Origin of the sequence: Bacillus sp. 5mfcol3.1, assembly GCF_900114335.1 — a bacterium.
GTDB lineage: Bacteria > Bacillota > Bacilli > Bacillales > Bacillaceae_G > Bacillus_A > Bacillus_A thuringiensis_S.
The window spans coordinates 1,639,175-1,664,819 of record NZ_FOST01000002.1; the positions used below are offsets into that span (position 1 = coordinate 1,639,175).

The following is a 25,645-nucleotide window of genomic DNA, read 5'->3' on the forward strand; positions in this document are numbered from 1 at the left end:
CTATAAAGCCGCACCTTTCCCGCGTTCTTCCTTAAACCGAAGCTCAAAAGTATCCGCTGTAATTTCATCAGCTTTTGGAAAAGTCCGTAATTTCGGATGAAGTAGCCATACGAGGGAAATGAATAAAATCCCAATGCTAGCAAGCGCGAAAATAAGTTGGCTACTATATACATTCGCAGTATATCCGCCAATTAAAGAGCCGAGTGGCATAGCAATTGTGCCCATGCTTCGTGTGACTGAATTGATACGCCCAAGATATTGGTTTGGAATTACAATTTGACCAATAGTCGCAAATAATATGTTGGTCGCACCAATTGGTATCCAAGCTAAGCCGAATAAAAAAATGGATAACCATTGAAACGGTACAACTGTAGAGAGAAACCAAAAGAAAGCGCCAGTTGCGAAGCTAATAATGGAGACACGGCCAACATTATGTTTACCAACCCATGAACTGAATAGTGCTCCAATTAAACAACCGGCGGATATAGCGGCTAAAAAGAAACCATATAATTTTACACCGCCTAAAGAATCAGCGAAAGAAGGGAGTATTGCCATCGTCATACCGATTGAAAAATTAGCGACAACGGAACCGATTAAGAAGACGCCCATTAAGGAACGAAAGACGATTGAAAACCCTTCTTTTAAATCAGTGAAATATTGCTTAGTTGAAAGTACTGTGTTTGCTTCGGTTTGTTTTGGCATTTTCAATGAAACGAACAAAAGGGCAGTAATCGCAAATGTAAAAGAGTCGATCACATATAAAGTAATTGCGCCAAATAGTGCTACTAATATTCCGGAAAGAGTCGTGCAAATTAAATCAATGCCTTGGTATGCAAATGAGAAAAGTGAATTTCCTTTTAATAATTGTGTTTTATGCAGTAGAAGTGGTAAAGCTTTTGACTGTGCGGGATAGGCGAATTGTTCGATAAAGGCTACGATGGGCATGATGATGAGTAGTAGTTGGACTGTTAATAGGTCGAAGTAGTGTGTAATAGGAATGATTAAAATAAGAATGCATTGCAAAACTTGTGTGATGACGAGGGTGTTTTTAATGGACCATCTATCAACGAATGGACCAGTAAGAAATTGTAATGCAGAAGGTAATAACGTAAGGGAACCAGCCAATCCAGAATAAAAAGGATTACCACTTAATTTGTATACGAGCCACATCGCGGCTACATAATACAAACTATCTCCTATGTTGGTGAAAATTCTTCCTAAAAATAATAAGAGGAAATTCCGGTTTTTTAATATGTCCACTTTATCTACTCCTTTATAATAAATTTATTCGGTAAAATAAATTTGACCGTTTATGTAAAAAAAATCGTATTACGATTTTTCTTCTTTTTTAATAAATTGCTGCATTGTTCTCTCAGCGATTTGAAGTGCAGTAGTAGAAATATAATAAGGTTTACTATTCGGATCTTTATCTGCACCTTTTGTAATTTCGTTTAATTCAGCCATCAATTGATGAAACTTTTTCACCCACACTTGAAATTGTTCTGGCGTAGCATCAAATTCCCAGCAGGATGAAACGTAATTCCACTTAGCTGGATCTTCACTTGCATTTCGTAATGTAAAAGCTTCTTCTGGTGCAGCGAGAATTTGGCTTTTCGTTCTTTCTATCATTTGTAAAAAGATTTGGCGACCTGATTCGCTTAATATTTCTAAATGAGGTAATAGATCTGTAGCAGGGGTGAAGCCTTTAGCGACAGATTGATAAAACTTTTGAACAATCCCATTCTTTTCTTCTGTATAAACGATCTCTATAAGACCATTCTTTTCTAATTCTTTTAAATGATAATGAATTTTCGCCCTTGAAATGCCGAATTTCTCAGATAGTAATTGTCCAGTATAAGGACGTTCGCATAGACGTATCATCATTTCGGCACGTAATGGATCGCTTAATGCTTTTAGTTGGCTATAAGTAGTTAGTGTTAATACGGGCTTCAACATGATCAACTCCTTGAATTAAATTACTCGGTCAATATTATTTGACTGAATTGTATCAAGGATTCTATTTATTTTCAATACTTTCAGAAAATTTATTTTTTTACTCTGTAATCTTCTGTTCATATTCCGTTCATATTTCTTTTTTATGATTAGTGCATAGAAAGAAAGAGGAAGGAGCGAGCGAAATGTTTTTAGCTCTGCGCGAATTGAAACAATCAAAATTAAGATACGGATTAATCGGACTCATTATGGTGTTACTATCATTTTTAGTCCTTGTTATTTCAGGATTAGCAAATGGATTATCATATGATAATGCTTCATCGATTCAAAATATGGAGGCAAATAAGTTCGTTTTAGCAGATGATGCGGAAAATAAATTACTTCGTTCACAAATTAAGAAAGACGATGTAGATAATGTAGTAAGTCAAGTAGGCGAGAAAGAGGCAGTTCCGTTTCGTGTGAAAGTTTCAACATATGAAAAGAAAGATAGTTCGAAAAAGGTTGATATCGCTATTTTCTCAAGTGAACGCGATACATTTTTAGAACCGAACATTGTAAAAGGTGAGAAGTTAGGTACAGCAAACAACGAAATGGTTGCTGATGAATCAATTAAAGAAAAAGGAATCGATATTGGGGATACAATTATCGATCCTGTTTCAAAGAAAGAATTTAAAATCGTCGGATTTACGAAAGATCAAATGTTTAGCCATACACCAGTCGTTTATGTAAATGAAGACGTATGGGGCGCTATTTCACAACCAAACCAAAAAGATTATAGTGCAATCGCACTTAACACAGATAAAGAAATTAAAAATGCTCACGTTATCGATAAAAAAGAAGTACTGCAAAGTATTCCAGGATTTAAAGAAGAGCAAGGAACGTTAACGATGATTATTGCGTTCTTACTTGTAATCGCTGCATTACTAATTGGTGTATTCTTCTACGTCATTACACTGCAAAAAACACAGCAACTAGGTGTATTAAAAGCAATTGGTACGAAGAACTCGTATTTAGCAAATAGCTTAGTCGTACAGGCGTTATTCTTATCAGTGGTTGCGATGGTAATTAGTATCGTTCTTGTACAAGGGTTAGAACAAATTTTACCAGCGGGTATGCCGTTCTTATTAACAACACCGATGATTGCACAATACGCAGCAATCTTTATCGTAATTAGTATTTTAGGAACACTTATTTCGTTATACCAAGTATTAAAAGTTGATGCATTAGAAGCAATTGGAGGCGGGATGTAATGACTTCATTATTAAAATTAGACAAAGTAAGTAAAGTGTATGGAGAAGGAAATACGGAAGTAACAGCCCTTCATCCGATGTCGCTTGATGTGAAAGCTGGAGAATTTATCGGAATCGTTGGCCCTTCTGGATCAGGGAAAAGTACGTTATTATCGATCGCGGGTGCTTTATTATCACCGTCAAAAGGAGATATTTACATTCGTGAGCAAAATATTACGAAGCTATCAGAAAAGGAAATGACAGACATTCGTTTGAAAAAAATTGGATTCATTTTCCAGTTTGCAAACCTTGTTCCATATTTAAATGTGAAAGAACAGTTACTTTACATTGCAAAGCTAAAAAAAGAAAGTAAACAAGAATCCGAAAAGCGTGCAGATCATTTATTAGCGGCATTTGGATTAGGAGAAAGAAAGAATCATTATCCAAATCAACTATCTGGCGGGGAAAAACAAAGGGTAGCAATTGCTCGTGCGTTCATGAACAACCCAGATTTAATATTAGCGGATGAGCCAACGGCAAGCTTAGACTCAAAACGCGCACGTGAAGTTGTTGAAATGATGAAACGTGAAGTGAAAGAGAGCCAAAAAGCAGCAATTATGATTACACATGATGAAAGAATGCTTGATGTATGTGATCGTATATTGACGCTTCGAGATGGACAGTTAATATAAAAAAAGGAAAACCGTACCTGTATGTGCGGTTTTCCTTTTTTTAATGGATTTATTTAGAGAATAACGTTTTAATTTTATTACGAGTAAGTAATAAAATCCCGCCTAATACAGATAGCATTCCTAGAGCCATATTGTTTGATTGCTCGCTACCAGCGTTAGGAAGTTCTTTAGCGTTATTGCTTTTAGTACCATTATCTGTTTGCGTTTGTTTAGACTGTGATACTTCATTAATCTTGTTATCAACATTTTGCTTCGTTGTATGTAACTCAGCTAATTTGTCGTCAATTTTTTTCTCAGTATGCTTAAAGTCGTTGATTTTAATATCTAAGTCTTGTTTTTTCTTTGTTAAATCGTCTGAAACAGTTTGTTTCGATTGTTTAATTTCGTTAATTTTATTTAGTAAATCTTCTCTAGCCTTTTGTAATTCAGCTAGTTTGTTTTTTACATCTTGTTTAGCTAGTTCTAAGTTAGCGGAAAGACTGTCTAAATTGCCTTTAATTTTCTTAAGTTCCTCTAACGTGTTACCAGTATTCGGCTTGTTTTCTTTTAGTTCAGCGAGTTTGTCTTCAGCAGTTTGTTTCGCTTTCTTTAACTCAGCTAATTTTTCATCTACTTGTTTTTTAACTTCCTTAAGTTCATTAACCTTTTGATCAATGTTCTCTTTATGTTGCTTCATTTCATTCACTTTTTCATCGACAGTTTGTTTATGTTCTTTAATCTCATTAACTTTGTTATCGATATTTTGCTTATGCTCTTTTACTTCAGCAACTTTATCTTCTACTTGTTTTTTATGCTCTTTAATTTCAGCAATTTTATCTTCGGCGATTTGTTTGTCTTGCTGAAGTTTTGCATCTAGTTCTTGTTTATGCTGTTTAACTTCGTTAATCTTTTCATCAGCAACTTGTTTACGTTCATGTAGTTCATTCACCTTAGTATCAACATTTTCCTTAACTTTGTTAAGTTCATTTAATGTTTGATCCACGTTTTCTTTGTGTTGCTGTAATTTCGCATCTAACTCTTGTTTATGTTGCTTAATTTCAGCTAATCGATCTCCCGTACTTTGCTGAGGAGTAGCATCATTTACTTCTGCATGAGCAGAGTTTGCGCCAGCAATCATTGCTAAAGCTAGTGTAGACGCAGCGATTGTTTGTTTTGTTTTCATATTTTTGTACCTCTTTTCTTTCATATGCATGAGCTGTTTTGTGTAAAAATGAGCATATAGAAGTAGATTCTTCCATCATTATATACCATCTGCGCCGTCTAGAGGAAGTATTTGCATAATAATCTATGATTATGTAATTTTTATAGTCTCTTATTTTGGAGTAGGGGAGAACTCTTTAGCAAGATGGACAATTTTTAATATAGTAGAGTTTACATCCTTACTGTTACGAATAACAAACAAATAATCAGCTCCATTTTCTATAGGATCTACTACGTCTTCATGTAGTGATTTAACTTGTTGGCGGTGGAGGACTTCTTTGAAACTGGAATAGTTTCCCCTAAAAATATTTGTACTTCGTTTACTAAGGCCTACTCTTTCATAAAGTACATCATCTGGAATGGCAAAATGAACGAGTATGCGTATATATTCATTTTGTGGAAATACTTCGTTTAGTAAATAGAATCTTCCGTTTTTACTGCGATTGGAGTTACAAATAATAAGGTGTAAATTTGTATGTTCTTTCGCATAATCAACAATGAATTTTGAAAGACCGTGCTTTAGTATATTTGAACCTTCTGTCGGCTGTAATTTTTCATAATGTGTGTTAATAAATTCAGCTTGGTTGTCCTGGTCCATAATAAAAGAATTAGGTAACTCTTTTTCTAGCTCTTTTGCAAATGTAGTTTTTCCACTGTGTGTTTTCCCTACTGTAATGATGACTAATCTTTTCATGACGCCCTCCATTTGTGTTGTTATAAACTGGAATATTCGGTGTAGATCGAAGTCTTCCTGCTAGAGATTACACAAATTGTTGGAGCGTTAGTAGGTTGAAAACTTGACAAAAAAACTTATTTATGCTATAATTTACCAATATAAAAATAAGGTGTATAATAGGGTTCTCCTGGCCAGGGGAACCCTATTTTTGTTGTGAAAATGAAGGAGAGTGTATGTGCGTGAAACAAGGTGAAGCAAGTGTAACGTCGTTAGTATCAGCTTTCGGAAGGGCGTATCATAGTGAATTTGATAATCCTAAAATCTTTGATGATTATGTAGCTAAAGATTTCATTTCACAAAAAGAACGTAACAATATTGAAACGAACATGGTTCAAGGGATTCACTTTTTCAATAAAGACATTGCAGAGCAGTTTCAAGACAATCCAAAAGAAATATTAAAATGGATTACGCAAGTTCAGTTATCACCAACACCTTTAGCACGTGCTGCATATTGTGAAAGAGTATTACTACATGAAATTACATTAGGAGCGAAACAATACGTCATACTCGGTGCAGGCTTAGATACGTTCAGTTTTAGACACCGAGAATTAGAAAATAAAATAGAAACATTTGAAGTGGATCATCCTTCTACGCAGGCGTTTAAGAAGGAAAGAATAAAAGAAGTAGAACTTGAAGTTCCAAATAACCTTCATTTTGTTTCAATGGATTTTACGAAAGGATTTTCCTATGAACAGTTACGCAATGAAGGATTTGAAAATAAAAAGACTTTCTTTAGTCTTTTAGGTGTTTCGTATTATTTAACAAAAGAAGAGTTTTCTAGTTTAATAGAATGTTTATTCGCTATGGTTCCAGAAGGGAGTTCTATCGTTTTCGATTATCCCGATGAAAACTTATTTACGAAAAAAGGACTGTCCAATCGAGTTGAAAATATGGTGAAAATGGCTGCGGTAGGCGGAGAACCGATGAAATCATGTTATTCTTATGCTGAAATGGAAGCACTGTTAGAGAAGGCGGGCTTACTCATTTATGAGCATTTATCACCAGAGGATATTGATGTATTATATTTTGAAGGACGAAACGATTATTTAGAAGCTTTTGAGACAGTACATTATGTACATGCGGTAAAAAGGTAGGAAATTAGTAGGCATGGGGAGGAATCTCTGTGTCTTTCTTTATAAAAAAGGAAATGAGCTGTAGTGGTGGAAAATATAATTATAAATATATAATATCTATAAATTAATGTTTTGTAGAAACTAAAGGAAAGGGGAAATAGAAGATGTTGAAATTACAAGGGAAATACAATGAAGCAAAAGTGTTTACTACGAATGTAGAAAAAACTGCAGCAGGTCAAATTATTGATCTTTGTAACCAACAATTCGTAAAGGATAGCAAGATCCGTATTATGCCAGATACACATGCGGGCGCAGGTTGTACGATTGGGACAACAATGACAATTCAAGATAAGATTGTTCCTAATTTAGTCGGGGTTAACTAATCGGCTCAGACTTTAAACTACTCACTCAATTGACTGGGAACCCTAACGATAAAAGGCGAGGGCAATCAGCAGCCAGTGGTTATGGTGACATAATCGAATGGTTCAGAGACTTGTACCATGTTAGCAGACTAAGGTACAGAATTATTCCTCATCCATTTTGAATTGAAGAGGAATAATTAATACGGTGAGCCTACAGTAGAGACTGCATATCTCGATGACTGTAGAGAAGGTATAGTCCACTCTTTCAGGAAACTGAGAGGTAAGTACGATATTGGTTGTGGCATGGAAGTTGTTATGATTAATAAGAAAAAAGAGGAAATCAACTTCGATCACTTAGACGAAACGATACGTAAATTTGTCCCAAGTGGTTTTCGTATTCGAGATAAGGAACATAGATTTTCAAAAATGATTGATTTTGATAGTGTAAGAGCCCCGTTTACATTGCAACGTGCTCAAAAAAGTATTGGTACACTTGGCGGGGGCAATCATTTTGTCGAACTGAATGAGGATGATAAAGGGAATGTATACATTGTCATTCATAGTGGTTCGCGTAATTTAGGGAAACAGGTAGCAGAGTATTATCAAAACTTTGCTTACGAGCAACTTATAAACGTTAAATCTATTAAAGAAGAAATCATTGAACGTTTAACGAAAGAAGGTAGACAACAAGAAATACATGAAGCTTTACGTGAAATTAAGAAACCGGTGATTCGCAAAGAATTAGCTTATTTAGAAGGACAAGGATTTAAAGATTACATGAATGATATGAAAATTGCTCAAAAATATGCGGAGTTAAATCGTAAAGCAATGATTGATGAAATCGTCACTAAAATGGATTGGAATGTAACCGATCAATTCACTACAATTCATAACTACATCGATATGGAAAATATGATTCTACGAAAAGGTGCTATTTCAGCTCAGAAAGATGAACGAGTAATCATTCCAATTAATATGAGAGACGGTTCTATCATTGCATTTGGTAAAGGAAATCCAGATTGGAACTTTTCTGGCCCTCATGGAGCAGGACGTATTATGAGCCGTAAGAAGGCGAAAGAAGTACTTAACTTAGAGGATTTTCAAAATACAATGACAGAGGTTTGGACTACATCTGTTGCAGAAAGTACTTTAGATGAAGCACCAATGGTATATAAGCCAATGGATGAAATTATTAAGAATACAAAAGAAACAATTGATATTAAACATATTATTAAGCCGATTTATAATTTTAAAGCGAACTAGAAGGGGAGTAACGTTTATTAAATGAAGAGAACTTGAAAAGAGAGCGTATTTTGTGGCGGTTATATAACAAAGATTAAAAAGACAACATATCAAACGAAGAGATTCATCATATTCATTTACATTTATGTAATGTTAAAGACTAGAAAGCTAGATTGGCGCGAATTACTAATTGTGGAGTGTGAAAAAAAGACAAAATCTCTTAAAAAACACTTAATTTTTTATTCCATCTATCTTTACAATCCCTCCTTATAATGTGAATTGGACAAGCACCTAAGAGAAAGCAGAACATGTCAGTTTGTACATTCTATTATTAGGGGGAGAATTTGTATGAAAAAGACAGTTGCTTCGTTAGCAGTTATGGCGGCATTATTACCGACGTTTTCAGTGCATGCGGAAGGGAAAGAGCAAGCGCGAAAATCAGCTACAACTTTTAATGTTATTAGTGATATTCAAGGTGATTTAGGGGATTTTGATCATGTGCTAAAAGATATGAACAAAGTGACGCCACTTTCTAGAGCGCTTATTATGAATGGGGATATAACGCCGACTGGACAACAGTCACAATATGAGGATGTAAAGCGTGTGTTAAATAAAAATAAGCATCCAGAAAATGTATGGTCTACTGTTGGGAATCATGAGTTTTATGCTGGTAAATGGACAGCGGATGGGAAACTCTCTCAAAGTACATGGCCAAATGGTGTAACGGAAGAAACACTATTTGGTCGCTACTTACAATTTAGTGGACAAGAAAAGGTATATCATAAAAAAGAATTAGATGGCTATCCACTTTTATTTTTAGGAACTGAAAAATATATGAAATACCACGATTCAAAAATGTGGGACGAAGTATATATGAGTGATGAGCAATTAGGTTGGTTAAAACAAAATTTAGAAGAGTATAGTCAAAAAGATAAAAATAAGCCAATCTTTATTTTCTCTCATCACGTTTTACCTGATACAGTATCTGGATCAAGACAATCACCATATTTACAAGATTATTTAAACGTGGATAAATTGTACGATATATTAAAAGACTATCCGCAGGTTGTTTTCTTCACGAGTCATACACATTGGGATTTAAACTTACCTGACTGGGCTGGTAAAAAGAAAATTACAGGCGGAGATGAAAAAGGTTTCACTGTTGTAAATACGGGCGGGATTGAAACAGGCTGGATGTCAGCAGGGCCAAATGGAGGAGAGAAAACTGCTCCAGATGGCTATTCATTTAAACAAGGGTTACAAGTGAAAGCATATGGTAACGATGTAATTGTGACAGCTTACGATTACAAACGTGATAAGGATATAAAGAAGTTATTAATTAGTGATTCAAAAATTGCGCAGATGGCACCAAATGTAACGGCAGATGATCGTAAAAATATAATTGTCGGTGCAAATGAATATATGGAGTATTCTATAGAAGGAACGAATGAGTGGCATACGTATAGTCAAGCAAATCCTCCGAAATTTGATGGAGATAAAACTGTATACGTACGTCATAAAGGTGAAATGAATTTAGAGCCGGGATTAACGCAGTTACTTCGTTTTTCGGTAAATAAGTGATTGGAGGGAGTCTGCATTTGAATGTGTGGGCTCTTTTTTTGTTGATGAGAAAGGGGTTGCCTGTCTGTCGTTTTTTGTCGATAGATCGATATATTAAGAAAATCGTTGATATACTGCAAGTTACGATCGATATATTTGAAAAATCGTTGATATATTGTAAGTAATGAACGATATATTAAAAAAATCGTTGATGTAAATTTCATGTACCGTAATTAAGTTAAAATCATTAATACGGTTTTACTTATCAAAATGAAATTCTAATACATTTTTAACCCAGAAAGGTGACTTCACCATTTTTACATGTAATAATAGTAACGTTACATATATTGTGAAAGAAGTACAAAAGGAGCGTTACAATGAATTTAGCTAAATTCCCGAGAAAAAAATATACAGAATCATATACACCAATTGAAAAGTTAAACAATTTTTCAGAAGCACTTGGTGGCCCGACTATTTATTTTAAACGAGATGATTTACTTGGTTTAACAGCCGGTGGTAATAAGACGAGAAAGTTAGAATTTTTAGTTGCGGATGCACAGGAAAAGGGTGCAGATACGTTAATTACAGCTGGTGGTATTCAGTCAAATCATTGCCGCCTGACACTTGCTGCTGCGGTAAAAGAAAAAATGAAATGTATTCTTGTATTAGAGGAAGGGCTTGAGCCAGAAGAGAAGAGAGACTTTAACGGAAACTATTTCTTATATCACTTATTAGGTGCTGAAAACGTCATTGTTGTACCGAACGGAGCAGACCTGATGGAAGAGATGCATAAAGTAGCACAAGAAGTAAGTGAAAAAGGTAGTACACCATATGTAATTCCAGTTGGTGGATCAAACCCTACGGGCGCAATGGGATACGTTGCTTGTGCCCAAGAAATTATGGCGCAATCATTTGAGCAAGGAATTGATTTCAGTTCAGTTGTTTGCGTAAGCGGTAGCGCTGGTATGCATGCGGGTTTAATTACTGGTTTTTCTGGAACGCAAAGCCATATTCCTGTAATCGGGATTAACGTAAGTAGAGGAAAAGCTGAGCAAGAAGAGAAAGTAGCAAAACTTGTAGATGAAACTTCAGCACACGTTGGTATTCCAAACTTTATCCCGCGCGACGCTGTTATGTGCTTTGATGAATATGTAGGGCCAGGCTATGCGTTACCAACGCCGGAAATGGTAGAGGCAGTTCAGTTACTTGCGAAAACAGAAGGTATTTTACTTGATCCAGTGTATACAGGTAAGGCAGTAGCGGGATTAATCGACTTAATTAGAAAAGGTAATTTTAATAAGGAAGACAATATTTTATTCGTACATTCAGGTGGTTCACCAGCTTTATATGCGAATACGTCTCTATTTGCGTAAGTGTAAAAAGCATTGGGTATCCAATGCTTTTTTGTTATATACTGGAATTATCGAGAGGTAGGAGGATGATATGAATTCAAATTTAAAATGGATTATATATACGGTACTCGGCATTTCTATTCTATTAATCTTATTTGTGGCTTATGGGGTGTATTCTTATTTTACATTTTAAAAGCGTAATGGAAGTGAACTATTATATACACTAAAGGCGGAGAGCGCTATGCAAATGAGAAATTTGTATTTAGTCTTCAGCGTGATTTGTTTATTTGTAGTAACCAGCTGTTCAAATAATATAGGAAATCATAATCAAACAATCGAAGTGCAAAAATATGCTGGTGATAATCATTATGAGGATTTGAAGGTAATTACAGACAAGAATAAAGTATTGCAAGTAAAGAAAATATTAAATGATACTAACTTTGAAAATAAAAAGGTGGAAATGTCTCGTTCAGCTGATTATCAGTTTGTTTTTCAGTTTAAAAATCCGAAAATAGAAGCGAAAGCTGTTTTATATCAAATGTGGATTAGTCCTAATAAGGATAAATTAGAAATAATGGCGGGGGATAATCAGTACGCTCAATTAGCAGAGAAAGACGCAGCTGCTTTTATGAAGATTGTTACTGGTGAGAAGTTAGCTGAATAAAAGTATATGGTAGATTTTGCTCTCTAATTCCCCACTTATTTTTCGCTTTGAGGGATAATTAGTGAGAAATATCGAATGAGAAGTAATCGTGAAATAGTAAAGAATATATTCACGGCTAAAAGAGGAGTTGTTTAAAAAACTCTCCGCATCGTTATGTAATGTTAATAAGAAGAAGTAGAAGGTAGAAGTAAATCTAAATAAAACCCAAAAGGGATAAATAGGAAAATGTAGAATCTTTATATATAAGATGTTCTGAATTTTTAGATATAAGGTAGAGTGGAGGAAGAAAGATGATTCAATTTCCTATGGAAGATGCTGAACAATTTTTTAGATCCTATAGTATTGGTAGGTTTACAGTTAGTGAAGATGAAGGGAAATTAATTTTTAGTACAAACTTAAATGGTCATTCTAATTTATGGGCGATGGATTTACCCAATTTATCCCCTTATCCATTAACATATTGTAATCAATCAAGCAATTTTATTAAAATGGATTCTTTAAATCGATTTATTTTAGCTGGATTTGATAAAGATGGGGATGAAAATTATCATATTTATGCATTAAAACCAGAGGGTGGTGGATTGCTTGAATTGATTCCAGCAGGAGAGACAGAAAAGGATTACTTTGTGCATTTAACAGAGGATGGGGAACGATTATACTATGTCACAAGTAAAGATAACCCAATGTTCTTAAACTCTCGTTGTTATAATATACGCACAAAAGAAGATACGCTGTTGTTAACTGGTGTGGAGACACCTACATATGTAGAGGCAGTAAGTCCGAATGAATCAAATTACATTGTTTTAAAGTCATATAGTAATACATATAATGTAGGATATGTAAAAAAAGGAGAAGAACTTATTTGTTTAGTACCTTCCATTGAGAAAGAACATACTGTAGGCTCCATTTCTTATATTGATGAAAATACAGTGATTTTCGTTACAAATTATGAAGAAGAGTTTTCCTATGTAGCTTCTTTTGATTTAAATAAACAGGAATTCAAACCAATCTGTAAAATAGAGAAGGAAGATATTTCCGATATAAAATGGCATGCTGAAACAAAAAATGGCTACATTGTTTCGTCGAAAGGTGTTACAGATAGGTTATATAAATTTGTATGGGATAAAAAAGAGTTAATTCTATTGAATTCTCCGGTAGATACGATAAGTCAAATTGAAATTACAAAATCGGAAAATTTATATTTACTAGGTGAAAGTGCGAAGAAAACAGCAAACATCTATTACAAGAAGAATAGAGATACAGAATGGGCAGCATTAACAAAAAACTATGTTATTGGTTTATCTGAATCTTCTTTTGTTGAACCGGATGTTATAACATATGCCTCTTTTGATGGGTTAAACATAGAAGCATTATTATTCCGGGCGAAAGGAGAAGTACAAAACGGATATACAATATTTTGGCCTCATGGTGGTCCACAAAGTGCTGAGACGAAAGATTTCAGAGCATTATTTCAATATTTATTAAGGCAGGGATATAATATTTTTGCGCCAAACTTTAGAGGTAGTACAAGATATGGTTCAACGTTTACAAAAATGATTGAAGGTGATTGGGGAGAAGCACCGCGTTTAGATTGTGTAGCAGGGATCGAATGGTTATTTGAACAGGGGATATCAACTCCTGATAAGTTATTTGTTATGGGCGGTAGTTATGGAGGATATATGACCTTATTGCTTCACGGGCGTCATTCAGAGTATTTCCGTGCAGCCATTGACATTTTTGGACCTAGCAATTTATTTAGTTTTATCGAATCTATGCCTGAAAATTGGAAACCGCTCGCAGTTAATTTAATAGGTGATATTAATAATGATAAAGATAAGCTTATACAAGATTCACCAATTACTTACTTAAATCAAATGAATAAACCACTCCTTATCATCCAAGGGGCAAATGATCCACGAGTTGTAAAGGAAGAATCGGATCAAATTTTTCAAGCGTTGCAAAAACAAGGAGTAGATGTAGAATACCTAGTATTAGACGATGAAGGGCATGGATTTTCAAAAAAAGAAAATGAAATATATGTATATCGTCGCATAACAGAATTTTTAGCAAAGCATAAGTAAAAGAAATGGCATTTTACGGGTTATGATCATATCGCTATCAGGCTAAAAATGCAGAGAAATGACAATGAAATTATTGAATAAACAAGAATGAAACAACTTAATTGTTACGTAACAAAAACGCTATTCTTTCCCTAGAATCATAGGAAGAGATGGCGTTTTTGTTATGAACTTATCGATTTTTTATGAACTGGAATTGTTGTCTAAAGAGTTGCAACAGATTTTTTTATAAATTGAAAGACAAGGAGACGAACTTGGATGGAGTATTGGAAGCACACAATAAATATATTGAGGAGTACATGTTTGAAAACATTAAATCAATGGAAAATGAAATATTTTGTTGGAATGTCTGAGCTGCGGACCAATTCTATCACTTTAATTAACTAAAAGAAGAACTTCCCCATCCCGATTAGACTACTGATCATTCCTATTCCACTCATGGTGCCTTTTCCTGCTGTAAGTAAGTTTCCAAGCATTCCTGGCTGACCGTTACCTCCGTTATTTCCCCATCCCATTGGGGCCCACGGACTACCCCATCCTGGAGGGTTTCCAAAAACACCCGAGTTATTGGTATTGAAATGAAAAGGCTTAGTTGGCGGCGATAGTAAAGCGGCAAGATGCCCTTGTGCGAACATCCCTGTATGATTGAATGGTTGCGCCCAGGGGAAGGAAGGTTTTTGAAAATTAAAACCTTCATGACCTGGTAGTGGAGTCCAATTATCGGGATGTCCTTGGGGCATCATCCCTGCATAATTGATTGGCTGCCCCCAAGAGAAGGGAGGGGGTTGGGGACTGAACCCCGTATAATTGGCTGGTGAATCCCAACTAACTGGATAGACTCGGTAACTCCAATTCTCAGGAAGCTTCAAATCATTCATTACCTCAGATTTAGTTATTTCGGGCTGTGAATATAATGAAATTTGGTTAGTATATTGTTCCCCGTTTCCCTTTGAATTCAAATACCAATATTGGTGCATACGCTTATTCTCCTCACTTTAAAAATGTAATGTTAGACTTAGCCTATGTAATATTCCTTTTTATGGATGGTTACATAACTAGATCTACAAGCCTGTATTTAAAGGAATGGGTGTGTGGACTTGTTGATTTAAAGTTTCACTTTATTTTAGAAGGGTATTTTCAGTTGCTTCTTTTATATATTTCAGCCTAATTTAAATTTCGTTAACAAACATTTTTATAAAGGTTTAATCAACAAAAAGATTTTAAAATGTTATGTTGGGCAAGTGGAATTGCTAAAAAGAGAATATCCATTCGAAGAGTTTGGCAAAATACTGCAAGGGTAATGTTTTCTTGTGCAAATATGTAAACGATTTAAACGAATCAATGAAATTTATAATGAAGGGGCAATTAAATATATGAGTGAAACATTACATAAAAGAAAACCACCATATTTAATGCTTGTAATTCTTTTTATTGGGGCATTTGTTTCATTTCTAAATAACTCGCTTTTAAATGTAGCCTTGCCATCAATAATGAAAGATTTAGACATTCAAGATTATTCAACGATCCAGTGGCTTTCTACAGGGTATATGCTTGTAAGTGGTATATTAATTCCGGCATCAGCATTTTTAATAACGCGTTTCTCGAATAGAAGCCTATTTATTACCTCTATGGTGATTTTTATTCTTGGTACTGCCTTAGCGGCTGTAGCGCCGAATTTTGGTTTATTACTTACTGGTCGGATGGTTCAAGCGGCAGGCTCTTCAGTTATGGGGCCTTTGTTAATGAATATTATGCTAGTAAGCTTTCCGAGAGAAAAAAGGGGAACAGCAATGGGGATTTTTGGACTAGTTATGATTACAGCTCCAGCAATTGGACCGACACTATCAGGTTATATTGTAGAGTATTATGACTGGCGTTTGCTTTTTGAAATGATTTTACCGTTAGCAATCATTAGCTTACTGTTAGGGATTTGGAAATCTGAGAATGTCATGAAACAAAACAAAAATGCAAAACTTGATTATCTCTCATTACTATTATCTTCTGTCGGTTTTGGCGGTTTGTTATATGGATTCAGTTCTGCAAGCTCCGATGGTTGGACAAATAAAGTTGTCTTAACAACCTTAATCATAGGTGCTATTGCCCTAATTGCTTTCATTATTCGTCAATTAAAAATGGATGAGCCGTTATTGGATTTACGTGTTTACAAGTACCCAATGTTTGCACTTGCGTCTGTAATTGCAATTGTTAACGCGGTGGCCATGTTTTCGGGTATGATTTTAACACCAGCTTATGTACAAAACGTCCGTGGTATTTCGCCGCTGAGCTCTGGGCTGATGATGCTTCCAGGTGCGGTTATAATGGGGATTATGTCACCAATTACAGGTAAACTATTTGATAAATATGGTCCTCGGATTCTTGGCATAGTGGGGCTTTCCATTACAGCTGTTTCAACTTATATGCTAGCAAACCTGCAACTCGACTCTAGTCACACACATATTATTCTTATTTACACACTGCGGATGTTTGGGATGGCGATGGTGATGATGCCACTTATGACAAATGGTCTTAATCAATTACCAACTCGTTTAAATCCGCACGGTACAGCTGTTAATAATACAGCTCAACAAGTGTCCGGTTCGATTGGTACTGCTATCCTTGTTACGATTATGAACTCTGTAACAAAAACAAAAGCTGAAAGTTTAATGTCTCATATAGATCCAACAACCTTTACAGAAACTACGAAGGCAATAGTAACTCAGAAGGCTTTATTATCTGGAATTCAATATTCATTTTATGTAGCGCTTGGCATGAATGTTGTTGCACTACTATTAGTTTTTTTCGTTAAACGTGTAGATACAAGTGCGGAGGCTGTCGAGAAGTTAAATCGGTAGAGAAGAATAAAACGCTAGATAAAGATTCCTACAAGTTTTTTTGCTGCTAAGGCGCCGGTATTTAAAGCTAGAAAAAACTAAAAGAAGCAGGGAAATAATTATATAGTAAAAGAGGACCTGATGTTCATATCAGGTCCTCTTTCATTAATAACAAGGTATACTTGCTTATCGTATTGGTTTAACTAAACTACTGATTTTTCGAATACTACAATCTTAAGCTCGTCAACTTCTCTATTTTTGGGTGTTTTAGAAGAAAATGAATCAAAATAATCTTTTTTATAAACAAATACAAGAGATGAGATCCGTTTGCAATTTCTCATAAACATTACAAGTTTAGATTATCTTTTAACACCAACATTAAAAGGCTCCAATTATATTTATTCGCTTCATTTTAATTTAGTATTTTTCTACAAGTTATAAATCTAATTGCCAAGCTTATACTCAATATCATAATCATGAATAGTTAGGGAAAAGATAAAATAAGGTAATCAATTACATATCTTTATCCCAGGCGATTAGTTGCTATTTCTTCTTTATTAAATGGGATATGTTATCCCGCATTAACGGGCAGTAAGACCCCCACCTCAAAATTTAGCGGAAGCAAAGAAGTTAGGTGGGGGACCAACTGCCCGTAAAAGCCCGATTGGTTCAACTAATAATCAGTGGGGGATGAACAAAACCCCCACTGATTAAAGTTTCACTTTATTTCATGCTTTTTTGAAAGGGTGTTTTAAATGGAAAAAAAAGTATCTGCCATTCCTCAGCCGAAAACATATGGACCGCTGGGTAATCTCCCATTAATCGATAAAGATAAACCGACGCTATCCTTTATCAAGATAGCGGAAGAGTATGGTCCCATTTTTCAAATTCAAACTTTAAGTGATACCATCATTGTCGTTTCTGGACATGAATTGGTAGCAGAAGTTTGTGATGAAACACGGTTCGATAAAAGTATAGAGGGTGCTTTAGCAAAAGTTCGTGCCTTTGCTGGGGACGGATTATTTACTAGCGAGACTCACGAGCCTAACTGGAAAAAAGCTCATAATATTTTGATGCCTACATTTAGCCAACGGGCAATGAAAGATTACCATGCCATGATGGTCGATCTTGCTGTACAACTCGTTCAAAAATGGGCACGGCTTAATCCGAATGAAAACGTAGATGTTCCGGAGGATATGACTCGTCTTACGTTAGATACAATTGGTCTATGTGGTTTTAATTACCGATTTAATAGCTTTTATCGTGAGACCCCTCATCCTTTTATCACTAGCATGAGCCGTGCTCTAGATGAGGCGATGCACCAATTGCAGCGGCTAGATATAGAAGACAAACTCATGTGGAGAACGAAACGTCAATTTCAACATGATATCCAATCTATGTTTTCTTTAGTAGATAATATTATTGCTGAACGTAAAAGTAGTGGAAATCAGGAAGAAAATGATTTACTTTCCCGTATGTTAAATGTACAGGATCCGGAAACTGGTGAAAAATTAGATGATGAAAACATTCGTTTCCAAATTATCACTTTTTTAATAGCTGGACATGAGACAACAAGTGGATTGTTATCTTTTGCAATTTACTTTTTATTAAAGAATCCGGATAAGTTGAAAAAAGCCTATGAAGAAGTAGACCGTGTTTTGACGGATCCTACTCCAACATACCAACAAGTTATGAAACTGAAGTATATACGGATGATTTTAAATGAATCGCTACGTCTATGGCCTACCGCTCCAGCATTCAGTCTCTATGCAAAAGAAGATACAGTGATTGGCGGGAAATACCCAATTAAGAAAGGAGAAGATCGTATTTCTGTTCTTATTCCACAGCTACATAGGGATAAAGATGCATGGGGAGACAATGTAGAAGAATTCCAACCTGAACGATTTGAAGAGCTGGATAAGGTTCCTCATCATGCTTATAAGCCATTTGGAAATGGCCAGAGAGCATGTATCGGTATGCAATTTGCACTTCATGAAGCGACTCTTGTAATGGGAATGCTTCTTCAACATTTTGAATTAATCGATTATCAAAACTATCAGCTGGACGTAAAACAAACATTAACGCTAAAGCCCGGTGATTTTAAGATTAGGATTCTACCCCGAAAACAAACTATTAGTCATCCTACTGTTCTTGCACCTACAGAGGACAAGCTGAAAAACGATGAAATTAAGCAGCACGTCCAGAAGACACCTTCTATTATTGGGGCCGATAATCTTTCACTTCTTGTTCTGTATGGCTCGGATACAGGTGTAGCAGAAGGTATTGCAAGAGAATTAGCAGATACAGCTAGTTTAGAAGGAGTTCAAACGGAAGTGGTAGCTCTTAACGATCGAATTGGAAATTTGCCAAAAGAAGGAGCGGTACTTATTGTGACTTCTTCTTATAATGGAAAACCGCCAAGTAATGCAGGGCAGTTTGTGCAATGGTTGGAGGAACTAAAACCAGATGAGCTAAAAGGGGTTCAATACGCAGTTTTTGGTTGTGGAGATCATAATTGGGCTAGTACCTACCAACGGATTCCAAGATACATTGATGAGCAGATGGCTCAAAAAGGAGCAACAAGATTTTCTAAACGCGGAGAAGCAGATGCAAGTGGTGATTTCGAGGAACAGCTTGAGCAATGGAAACAAAACATGTGGTCTGATGCGATGAAGGCATTTGGATTGGAGCTCAACAAAAATATGGAAAAAGAGCGCAGTACTTTGAGTCTGCAATTTGTTAGTCGTCTTGGAGGATCTCCTCTTGCACGAACATATGAAGCAGTTTATGCATCTATACTAGAAAATCGTGAACTCCAATCACCCAGCAGTGATAGAAGTACACGACATATCGAGGTATCTTTGCCAGAAGGCGCTACATATAAAGAAGGAGACCACCTTGGAGTGTTGCCAGTTAATAGCGAGAAAAATATCAACCGAATTTTAAAACGTTTTGGATTAAATGGGAAGGATCAAGTTATACTGAGTGCAAGTGGACGAAGTATAAATCACATACCTTTAGACAGTCCTGTTAGTTTATTGGACCTTCTTAGTTATAGTGTTGAAGTTCAAGAAGCTGCCACTCGAGCACAAATACGAGAAATGGTAACATTCACAGCATGTCCTCCTCATAAAAAAGAATTGGAAGCATTATTAGAAGAAGGAGTTTACCATGAACAAATACTAAAGAAACGGATTTCAATGTTGGACCTTCTTGAAAAGTATGAGGCTTGTGAAATCCGATTTGAACGCTTTTTAGAACTTCTTCCTGCGCTCAAACCGCGTTACTATTCTATTTCAAGCTCTCCACTCGTTGCACACAATCGTCTGAGCATTACGGTCGGTGTTGTTAATGCGCCTGCATGGAGTGGAGAAGGGACATATGAAGGCGTCGCTTCTAATTACTTAGCTCAGCGTCATAGTAAAGATGAGATTATCTGTTTCATTCGAACGCCACAATCAAACTTTGAATTGCCTAAAGATCCAGAAACACCAATTATTATGGTTGGGCCAGGTACTGGAATTGCACCATTCCGTGGATTCTTGCAAGCGCGTCGTGTTCAAAAGCAAAAAGGTATTAACTTAGGACAAGCGCATCTATATTTTGGTTGTCGTCATCCTGAAAAAGATTATCTCTATCGTACAGAACTAGAAAATGATGAAAGAGATGGATTAATCTCTTTACACACAGCTTTTTCTCGTCTAGAGGGACATCCAAAAACATATGTACAGCATTTAATAAAACAAGATAGAATCAATTTAATTTCGTTATTAGATAATGGAGCTCATCTTTATATATGTGGTGATGGAAGTAAAATGGCTCCGGATGTAGAAGATACCCTTTGTCAAGCGTATCAAGAAATTCATGAAGTCAGTGAACAAGAAGCAAGAAATTGGTTGGATCGTGTGCAAGATGAAGGGCGATATGGAAAAGATGTTTGGGCTGGTATATGAATGTTTCTTAATTAGTTACGTATTAACTAATGAATTTTTTTCGAATAAATTTCACTTTATTAGTATAGTGTATTTAGATGAATAGTGATTAACCGGACTATTTAGTATCTACTAAATAAAAAACAGGACCTGATATTCATCTATCAGGTCCTGTTTCACATAGACATTATACATGGATATTTTCCACACATTATCAATGTTTGTAATGTAGTTAGTCTTGTGGGTCAGCAATAAAATCAGATATTATTTTTTCGATATCGAAAGGAGTAATCCCTTTATCCAAAGAAAAAATGCTTTCTGCTTCTTCGATTTCTTGAACGAGTTCACCTCTAGCTTCAATATGTAATCGGAACAAGTCATATAAATTCGGTTTAACTAAATTAGTTAAAGCCTTTCCAACTAGTATCATACCTTTTTGATTAGCCTCGATGGTATTATCATAAGTTAGATCTCTTGTAAGAGACAAATCTGTCCAAATCAATTTTCGTTCCTTTAAGTCTAAAATAACTGGAATAGAGATTTGGGTGTCGGCAGTAATATCCACTTTATCTTGAACAGTAGAAGGTTCAAATACTTCACCTGAACCAGGATATTGACGAACCATCCAACCAGTAAAGCATTCTGGTAAATCTTTATATGGTTGGTCTGTGTAAGAAAGCAAAGTCATAACTACATAGCGTCCACCATATTTCAGCACAGACGGAATATCGAAATCAATGAATTCAGATGCTCCCTTTGGTGCAGAAGTAATATCTCCGCTATGGTAGGCTTTGAAATTTTTTGAACGTAAGTTCGTGAAGGATACATGTTCTTTGTATTGCCAATCTTCGTCGTACATTGCAGCAGACAAATCAATGTCAACACGTCCTGTATGTTGTCCATTCACATAGCCTTCTTTCCACCATAGGAAAAAACGAATCGTATCTCCTTCTGGTAAATCTACTTTACTTCCTCGAGATAATGTGCGAAGCGCTTTGCTGGCTGAACGTTGAGAGAAGGGAACTAAGTGATTTTTTAACTGTTCATCCAAAAATACTTTTCCGAGACTTGGAAGTTCTGCGAAGCGATTTTTTAAAGTATCTTCACACATTTTTACAATCATTAAACAAATATCCTCTGAGATAAATGGAAGTGTATTTTCGATACCTATAGCTTTTGCTACATTTCCCTTTGGAAAAAAGGTACGAAATTCATTTTTATCATTTCGATGCTTAAAATGAGCTGTGAGTTGAAGTAATACAGGAGTAGAAACGTTTCCTATTATACTTAGAAAATCTTCGAGAATATTGAAAACATCTGTTGACTTATCACTACATAAACGGATTAAATGATCCAAGCGTCTGGCAAATTCCCCCGGGCGAGTTTTTAAAAGATTTTTTGCTGTCATGATATCACGATTCAACAAAGCTGCTTCTATTTTTCCATTAAATGTTTCAACTTTAATGTTGTTGCGAAGCATCTCAAATGCTCGGTGGGTTTTTGGGAAACGAGTATGATATTCTGCTGGATGAAGAATTTCACCTAAACGAATCCAACGTTTTTTGTATCGAATCATATCTTCGGTAATGTTTCCGCATTGCTCTAACAATCCTAAAAGGAAGCGTCTTTCTACTCGGTTAAACTTCTTGAATCGAACGGAGGATGCTAAACTCACATCACCTTCAGATAAAGCAACTGCAAGGCGAAGAACATCAGTTGCTGTTTTAAAATACTTTGCAGCAGCATCGGCTGATATTTTTCTGTTTATTAATAAAACCCCAAGTATAAAAGACATATTTTCCTTATGAGGAATTACATTAGGTAGAAAACAGGAAACATCTTCAGTGTGTGTAATAGCCCATTCTACATCTGTCTTATCAGTTGAGGAAATAGAGCTGTTTGCACTAATCAATTGAGAAATCATTTGATTGAAATCTTCTTCACTTCCTAAGTCAATAACTTTCAAATCAACGCTATCTAAAAGAGGAAGTCGTTCTTCTACTTTTGATACAGGTAGGCACAACGTCACATAATGAATAACGGCATTGATGTATAAATCAGCGTCACTTAAATCCATCATTTGTTGCGGAAAGTTTGGATACATAGGAGTAAACTGAATATGTGCACCAACCATTTCTTTTAAATGTTTTACCAATTCTTTGTAAAACGATGTGAATGCATCAACCGAAAGTGTTTGCAACTCTTCTATTAAAGGCTCGGAAAAAGTAAATCCTAAACTTTCCAAGTTTTTTAAAACAGTGGCTAAATACATGTTCGGTAGTTTATTTTCTTCTCTTTTTATAATTACTTTCAAACTTCTTCTTATGTAAATAGAATTTTTCATGAGAACGCCAGCTATTCACTCCTTATAAAAGAGGGGGAATAGTCCGACTGTCCTCCTTTCAGTGGTAGATTTTTATTTTTACATGCATAAAGACACTAATTGTAGAGAAATGCACAGAGGATACATAGTTATTTTTTAGTGAAAAATTAGAGGTATAACATTTAGTTGTTAAGTGGTAATTTGTTAATTAAGAAAAGAAAACCTCTACATCAATGGTTGATAAACTAAAGTTTATTCAATCCCAAAGAAGAAAGAGGTTTTATAGTCTAATTATTTTCATAGGAAATTGACAACTCTAAAACAATTTGAAATTTCTACAAAGAAGGAAGAATTGTCATAGCCTATGTGTTTAGCAGGAAAGTAACATCCCTATTTCGCCAAAGAAGTTAGAAGGAAGGAACGTCATAGCCTGCTTTATTAGTATATTCTCTTGCGAAGAGCAATTCAAGTATACTGTCTGATTTTTTATATTTTTCTTAAAGGGGAATTTTCATGATTATCCCGCATTAACGGGTAGCCAGATTGGTGAGGGTGATTAAAGTTTCACTTTATAAATAGGGAGACCATCACATGCTCTTTTTATAATACTATTACGGGAGGATTTTTATTTTTGATATATTATACCATTTATTTAATGGTATAATATGGTATGTGTTCTGTGGAATGGAGTTGAATGAGTATTATAAATACAAAAGGTGAAATAAAAAAAACAAAAAGAAAAGTATTACTAACTATACTTACTATGTTAGTAATTATAATTGGATTTGGATATTGGAAACTTTTTAGTTTGCAAGGTGTTCCAAAAGGGGAATTCATTCGAACAGTGAAATCTCCAGATGGAAAATATCTCATCAAGACTTATTTTCATAATGCAGGATCATTAAGTGCGGATGCTGTTAGGGGTGAATTAGTTAACCTTGATACAGATTCAGAGAAAAATATATATTGGAATTATCCAGATACCGATCCATATATTGAATGGGTAAATAAGAATATTGTTAGAATTGGAGATCAAACTTTAGATGTTTCGCAGAAAGAAACCTATGATTGGCGTGATGATGATAAGCACGTTAAAGAAATGCCTAAACAGTTTATTAGATAAAACAAGAAAATTTAAATGTATTTAATCTTATTTGTTTAACTATAGATAGTATTATATGAGTGAAAAAGTCCATTTAAATCTTCTAAATGGACTTTTTTAGGTTTCTAGATACGACTACTGATAAAAATGGAACAAACTTGTTACTTAGGTTGTCTATTAAGTATACGTATAAAACAGGTGTTCATGATAGTTCAATCATTTTATGAAAAGTGAGATGCAAGAAGAGTGATATCCGATACACTCTTTAATTGTATCGATATGTATAACACCTAAAAAAACATATATTCTTGAAAGAGGTTGAAAATGTATGATAGTCTTAAACAAGTTTTTTAACATTTTACATTACAAAAAGATGGTACCTGTAGTATTTCTTTCATGTGCAACGCTTATAGGCTGTTCCGATGGCAATACTCAATCTGAATTACCTAAACAAACGAAACAAACAAATCAAACCAAACAAGAAACTAACGGTAATGATTCTTTTGCTAAACTTGAAAAAGAATTTGATGCTAAACTCGGTATTTATGCATTGGACACTGATACGAATCAAACCGTTACGTATCAATCAGATAAACGGTTTGCATACGCATCTACCCACAAAGCTTTAGCTGTGGGAGTACTTTTACAAAAGAAATCAATAGAAGATCTAAATCAAAGAGTTTTGTATACTCGTGAAGATCTTGTTAATTACAATCCAATTACAGAAAAGTATATTGATAGGGGTATGACTCTGAAAGAGCTTGCAGATGCTTCCCTTCGATATAGTGATAATACTGCGCAAAATCTTATTCTTAAACAATTAGGTGGACCTAGTGAATTCAAAAAATCACTGAGAGAAATAGGAGATACCGTTACAAATCCTGAACGTTTTGAACCAGAGTTAAACGAAGTGCATCCAGGAGACGTACATGATACTAGTACCCCAAAGGCATTAGCTACTAGTCTTCAGGCTTTTGCGCTAGGAGATGTACTTTCAACTGAGAAACGGGATTTATTAATAGATTGGATGAAAAGGAATACTACGGGAGACAACTTAATTCGTGCTGGAGTTCCAGGAGGATGGGAAGTAGCTGATAAGACGGGATCGGGATCTTATGGAACCAGAAATGATATCGCAATTATTTGGCCACCAAATAAAAAGCCAATTGTTCTTGCGATACTTTCTAATCATGATAAAGAGGATGCTAAATACGATGATAAGCTTATTGCAGAAGCAACCAAAATAGTGTTAGATGCTTTAAAAGTGACAAATAAATAATAATAGTAACTAGTTATTATTATTTTCCCGGTTTTGC

At 35.2% G+C, this 25,645-nt stretch carries 19 protein-coding genes; 13 read left to right on the top strand and 6 right to left on the bottom strand.

Going from position 1 to position 25,645, the window contains the following annotated elements:
• Entirely contained in the window at nucleotides 1-1,260 is a 1,260-nt protein-coding gene (locus BM089_RS17890) for an MFS transporter (RefSeq protein WP_090977599.1), read from the bottom strand.
• Between the two features lie 69 nt (nucleotides 1,261-1,329).
• Entirely contained in the window at nucleotides 1,330-1,953 is a 624-nt protein-coding gene (locus tag BM089_RS17895) for an ArsR/SmtB family transcription factor (RefSeq protein WP_072939518.1), read from the bottom strand.
• A gap of 185 nt (nucleotides 1,954-2,138) precedes the next feature.
• Here BM089_RS17895 and BM089_RS17900 point away from each other — a divergent pair, with 185 nt between their 5' ends.
• Nucleotides 2,139-3,203 carry an ABC transporter permease gene (locus tag BM089_RS17900; protein ID WP_072939034.1) on the top strand — a complete coding sequence of 355 codons (1,065 nt, stop codon included), beginning with the start codon at nucleotides 2,139-2,141 and terminating at the stop codon, nucleotides 3,201-3,203.
• Nucleotides 3,203-3,874: an ABC transporter ATP-binding protein gene (locus BM089_RS17905; protein WP_000202606.1), complete on the top strand. Its 672-nt coding sequence runs from the start codon at nucleotides 3,203-3,205 to the stop codon at nucleotides 3,872-3,874. The genes BM089_RS17900 and BM089_RS17905 overlap by 1 nt, the downstream gene beginning before the upstream one ends.
• Nucleotides 3,875-3,923: 49 nt before the next feature.
• Here BM089_RS17905 and BM089_RS17910 read toward each other — a convergent pair whose 3' ends face one another.
• A complete protein-coding gene (locus tag BM089_RS17910; RefSeq protein WP_072939030.1) occupies nucleotides 3,924-5,036 on the bottom strand; it encodes an LPXTG cell wall anchor domain-containing protein in 1,113 nt (370 codons plus the stop codon).
• Between the two features lie 150 nt (nucleotides 5,037-5,186).
• Entirely contained in the window at nucleotides 5,187-5,768 is a 582-nt protein-coding gene (locus BM089_RS17915; protein ID WP_072939027.1) for an AAA family ATPase, read from the bottom strand.
• 215 nt (nucleotides 5,769-5,983) lie between these two features.
• On the opposite strand from BM089_RS17915, the gene BM089_RS17920 reads away from it, so the two are divergent.
• The 7 genes from BM089_RS17920 (at nucleotide 5,984) to BM089_RS17955 (ending at nucleotide 14,144) form a co-directional block, all read left to right on the top strand.
• Nucleotides 5,984-6,904, top strand: coding sequence for a class I SAM-dependent methyltransferase (locus tag BM089_RS17920; RefSeq protein WP_072939024.1), 921 nt, complete (start codon nucleotides 5,984-5,986; stop codon nucleotides 6,902-6,904).
• A 143-nt stretch (nucleotides 6,905-7,047) separates the two neighbouring features.
• Nucleotides 7,048-7,266, top strand: a complete 219-nt coding sequence (locus BM089_RS17925) for an RtcB family protein (RefSeq protein ID WP_000916241.1) — start codon at nucleotides 7,048-7,050, stop codon at nucleotides 7,264-7,266.
• Nucleotides 7,267-7,548: 282 nt separating this feature from the next.
• Nucleotides 7,549-8,508: an RtcB family protein gene (locus BM089_RS17930; RefSeq protein WP_000454386.1), complete on the top strand. Its 960-nt coding sequence runs from the start codon at nucleotides 7,549-7,551 to the stop codon at nucleotides 8,506-8,508.
• Nucleotides 8,509-8,835: 327 nt separating this feature from the next.
• The gene (locus BM089_RS17935) at nucleotides 8,836-10,068 is read left to right on the top strand and encodes a DUF4073 domain-containing protein (protein ID WP_072939020.1); all 1,233 of its coding nucleotides are present in this window, start codon (nucleotides 8,836-8,838) and stop codon (nucleotides 10,066-10,068) included.
• Between the two features lie 356 nt (nucleotides 10,069-10,424).
• Complete coding sequence (locus BM089_RS17940) at nucleotides 10,425-11,420, top strand: D-cysteate sulfo-lyase (RefSeq protein WP_090977601.1); 996 nt, start codon at nucleotides 10,425-10,427, stop codon at nucleotides 11,418-11,420.
• 220 nt (nucleotides 11,421-11,640) lie between these two features.
• Nucleotides 11,641-12,063, top strand: coding sequence for a YhfM domain-containing protein (locus BM089_RS17950; RefSeq protein WP_001178454.1), 423 nt, complete (start codon nucleotides 11,641-11,643; stop codon nucleotides 12,061-12,063).
• A gap of 290 nt (nucleotides 12,064-12,353) precedes the next feature.
• Entirely contained in the window at nucleotides 12,354-14,144 is a 1,791-nt protein-coding gene (locus tag BM089_RS17955; protein WP_090977602.1) for a S9 family peptidase, read from the top strand.
• Between the two features lie 380 nt (nucleotides 14,145-14,524).
• Here BM089_RS17955 and BM089_RS17960 read toward each other — a convergent pair whose 3' ends face one another.
• Nucleotides 14,525-15,118, bottom strand: a complete 594-nt coding sequence (locus BM089_RS17960) for a hypothetical protein (protein ID WP_000554433.1) — start codon at nucleotides 15,116-15,118, stop codon at nucleotides 14,525-14,527.
• A 396-nt stretch (nucleotides 15,119-15,514) separates the two neighbouring features.
• On the opposite strand from BM089_RS17960, the gene BM089_RS17965 reads away from it, so the two are divergent.
• Both BM089_RS17965 and cypD read left to right on the top strand, forming a co-directional pair.
• Nucleotides 15,515-16,993, top strand: coding sequence for a DHA2 family efflux MFS transporter permease subunit (locus BM089_RS17965; RefSeq protein WP_090977603.1), 1,479 nt, complete (start codon nucleotides 15,515-15,517; stop codon nucleotides 16,991-16,993).
• A gap of 734 nt (nucleotides 16,994-17,727) precedes the next feature.
• The gene (cypD, locus tag BM089_RS17970) at nucleotides 17,728-20,925 is read left to right on the top strand and encodes a bifunctional P-450/NADPH--P450 reductase (RefSeq protein WP_090977605.1); all 3,198 of its coding nucleotides are present in this window, start codon (nucleotides 17,728-17,730) and stop codon (nucleotides 20,923-20,925) included.
• Between the two features lie 211 nt (nucleotides 20,926-21,136).
• On the opposite strand, the gene BM089_RS30670 is transcribed toward cypD, so the two are convergent.
• Complete coding sequence (locus BM089_RS30670; protein ID WP_072938998.1) at nucleotides 21,137-23,248, bottom strand: TerD family protein; 2,112 nt, start codon at nucleotides 23,246-23,248, stop codon at nucleotides 21,137-21,139.
• Between the two features lie 673 nt (nucleotides 23,249-23,921).
• Between BM089_RS30670 and BM089_RS17985 the strand changes: the two genes are divergently transcribed.
• Complete coding sequence (locus BM089_RS17985; RefSeq protein ID WP_000022538.1) at nucleotides 23,922-24,350, top strand: DUF5412 domain-containing protein; 429 nt, start codon at nucleotides 23,922-23,924, stop codon at nucleotides 24,348-24,350.
• A 307-nt stretch (nucleotides 24,351-24,657) separates the two neighbouring features.
• On the top strand, nucleotides 24,658-25,608 hold the full coding sequence (gene bla / locus BM089_RS17990; protein ID WP_072938996.1) for a class A beta-lactamase: 951 nt from the start codon (nucleotides 24,658-24,660) through the stop codon (nucleotides 25,606-25,608).
• Nucleotides 25,609-25,645: the final 37 nt, after the last annotated feature.